Source organism: Microbacterium sp. Bi128, from assembly GCF_918698205.1.
On the sequence record NZ_CAKKMM010000668.1, the window covers coordinates 1 to 2,708 of the forward strand.

3 protein-coding genes are annotated in these 2,708 nt (G+C 65.7%); 2 read left to right on the top strand and 1 reads right to left on the bottom strand.

The features are described 5' to 3' along the window. On the bottom strand, positions 1 to 641 hold a 641-nt coding region (locus LQV45_RS24575), incomplete at its 3' end, for a carboxypeptidase-like regulatory domain-containing protein (RefSeq protein ID WP_230009222.1). Between the two features lie 508 nt (positions 642 to 1,149). On the opposite strand from LQV45_RS24575, the gene LQV45_RS24580 reads away from it, so the two are divergent. Both LQV45_RS24580 and LQV45_RS24585 read left to right on the top strand, forming a co-directional pair. After that, on the top strand, positions 1,150 to 2,115 hold the full coding sequence (locus tag LQV45_RS24580) for a hypothetical protein (RefSeq protein ID WP_230009223.1): 966 nt from the start codon (positions 1,150 to 1,152) through the stop codon (positions 2,113 to 2,115). A 164-nt stretch (positions 2,116 to 2,279) separates the two neighbouring features. Next, positions 2,280 to 2,708 (top strand): Bax inhibitor-1/YccA family protein (locus LQV45_RS24585; protein ID WP_230009224.1); only part of this gene is annotated, 429 nt, incomplete at its 3' end.

Sequence of the window (2,708 nt, forward strand, 5' to 3'; positions counted from 1 at the left end):
TCCTGGACGTAGCCGAACAATCCGCCGCCGATGACGGCCAGGATGACGGCCAGCCAGAACGGCAGGTGCATCTGGTTGAAGGCGAACACCAGCACCGCGCCGAGGGTGACCATTTCACCGTGGGCGAAGTTGGTCAGGCCGGTGGTGCCGAAGATCAGGGACAGGCCCACGGACGCGAGGGCGAGCAACAGGCCGAAGCTCAGGCCTGCCACCAGCCGGTTGAGCAGGTTTTGCATGAAGTTCTGCTGCTCCACGACAATGCCCTTGCCAAACGTGAAGATCACCGAGAGGTTTGAGGTCTGGCTGAAGGTGACGTTGCGGGGGTTCTCCTGGCCCTCGGCCAGTTTGATGCCCTGCGGAAGCGTGGATTCATCGAGTTTGACCTCGTAGGTTCCCTGGGTGGGGACGCCGATGGTCCAGGCGCCGTTGGCTCCCGATTTGGTGGTTCCCGTGAAATCGCCGCTCGTGGCGGTGATGGTCACCCCGGGGATCGGTGCGCGGTCGTCGCCGCGCAGGAAGCCGCTGATGCTGTTCGTGAACTGGGTGGCCGACGGGGATGGTGTCGGCGAGGGGGTCGTGGCGCTGGACGCCGGGGCCACGATGAGCAGTAGCGCAGCCGTGGCTGCAAATACTGACCCCACAGCCCTCAATAGTCTGCCGCGCCGTCTCTGCGACAGGCCGCTCGTTGTGCTTCTCAAATTGAAAACCTCCACATGGTGGTGCTGTGGGTTGCGCCTTTGCAACCGTTGCGAACGGTCAGGGGACGAGCGTCTGGCAATACGATCATGTGTTGTGATGTCCGTCACCCTGTGTGGCCTATGCTACAGCCCGGGGGGCCCAAAGAATGCCGCCGCGAGCAGGGAGAACGTCGCGATCGGGTAACAACCGTGTAGCGCCGCCGACACCTTGCTGTAGCCCAGCTAAAGAAAACTTTTGTTGATTCCGAGTATGCCTAAACAGTGGCCTGCCCGGTCCCCAATTCGCCGGGCCGCCCGGGGCTGGCGCGGGCGGCCGGGCACGTCCGCTCCGGCCCGCGTCACCGCCACCCCCAAGCTTTTTCCAAGCCCGCCGGCGTTATGGTGCGAAGAGCGCCAGAACCCGAGTCCGTTCGTTCCGGAATCCGGCCGGCGCCGAAGGCAGGGGCCGATCGTGGAGGGCCGACTGATGAACCGGGTGGTCAAGCTGTGCCTCGCGGGTTCGCTTGTACTGGCGATCCTGGGCCTCCCGGCGCTCAGCCTGGGCCCCGAAACCGCTGGGGCGCAGGCCTGCGTTCCCTCCACGGAGGCACTCAGGGACCCCTATCCGGGGATCCAGGCGGCGGCGTCCAGCTTCGAGGCAGGCACCCTGGACGGGTTCGGCATTTCCGCGGCCGGGACGGGGAACGCCTCGGTGTCCACCGGGCTCTCGCGCTCCGGGAACTGTGCCGCCCTCCTGCACACCACCGCGGCGCCGGGCTCCATCGCCAGGCTGACGGTGGGCCTGACCCCCGGGACCACGGAGGCATATGCGGACGGCTGGTTCAACATCGCCGCCGAAGGAATGGCGGGAAACAATGTTCCCTACTTCCGGTTCTTTGCCGGCGGAGTCCGCGTCCTGGATGTTTTCCGGCAGAACATCTCCCATGAGCTCGTGCTCCGTACCTCGTCACCCGCAGGGTTCGCCTACACCACCTTGCGGCGGGACGTCCCGACTGACTCCTGGCACCGGCTCGTCATGCACGTGGTCCCCAACGGCCCCGGGACCAACGTCCAAATCTGGTGGGACGGGCGTTCGGTCTACGCCGGCACTGTCAGTATTTCCGCCACGACGCTCGACACGCTCCAGCTTGGCTCCGAACACGATCAGCAAATGGCCGACATCTATATCGACGACGTCATTGTCAACAGCGGTACGGGAACGCCGGCGCCGGTTCCCGGCCCGCTCCCGGAGCCGAAGGGGGACCCGTCGCAGCGGTTCGACGATTTCCACGGTGACGGACAGTCCGGCCTGCTGGCGGCCGGCACCGTCACGAGCCGCACTGTCACGAGCCGCACTGTCGCGAGCCGCACTCTCGCGAGCCGCGCCGGGAGGCCGGCGTCCGCGGACATGCTCGGCCTGGAAAACCCGCTGACCTAGATCACGGTTCGGTTGCGGCGGTCCCCGTGGGGAACTATCCCTCCCTGTCAGCCGTGGGAATTGGTAGCGTGACTATATAAAACCCTGTTTCGTCTAGTCCGCAACGCACTAGTCCGCATCGCACCGGAACATCACCCACCCCCTTATTTTGGAGGACACCCGCAATGGCACATGGCGGAAACCCGATCTTCAGCGGAAAGAATTTCCGCGAAGCCACCCAGGCACCGCCTGCCCCGCAGGCCCCATACGGTCAGAACCCGTACGGTCAGAACCCGTATGGCCAGACCGCTTACGGCCAGGCCCCGGGCCAGGGCGGGTGGAATTCGGCCCAGCAGGGCATGACCCAGGAACAGCTCCAGGACCTGTACAACCGCCCGGCGGCCGGGCCGGCTGACATTGGACGGATGACGTACGACGACGTCATCGTCAAGACCGCCGGGTGCCTCGGCATCCTGGTAGTCGGCGCCGCAGCGGCGCTCGCCGTCCCGCAGGGCACTGGATCCATGCTGATGATCCTCGGAGCCCTCGGCGGCTTCGCCCTCGCAATGGTCAACACCTTCAAGAAGCAGCCGTCGCCCGGACTGATCCTGGCC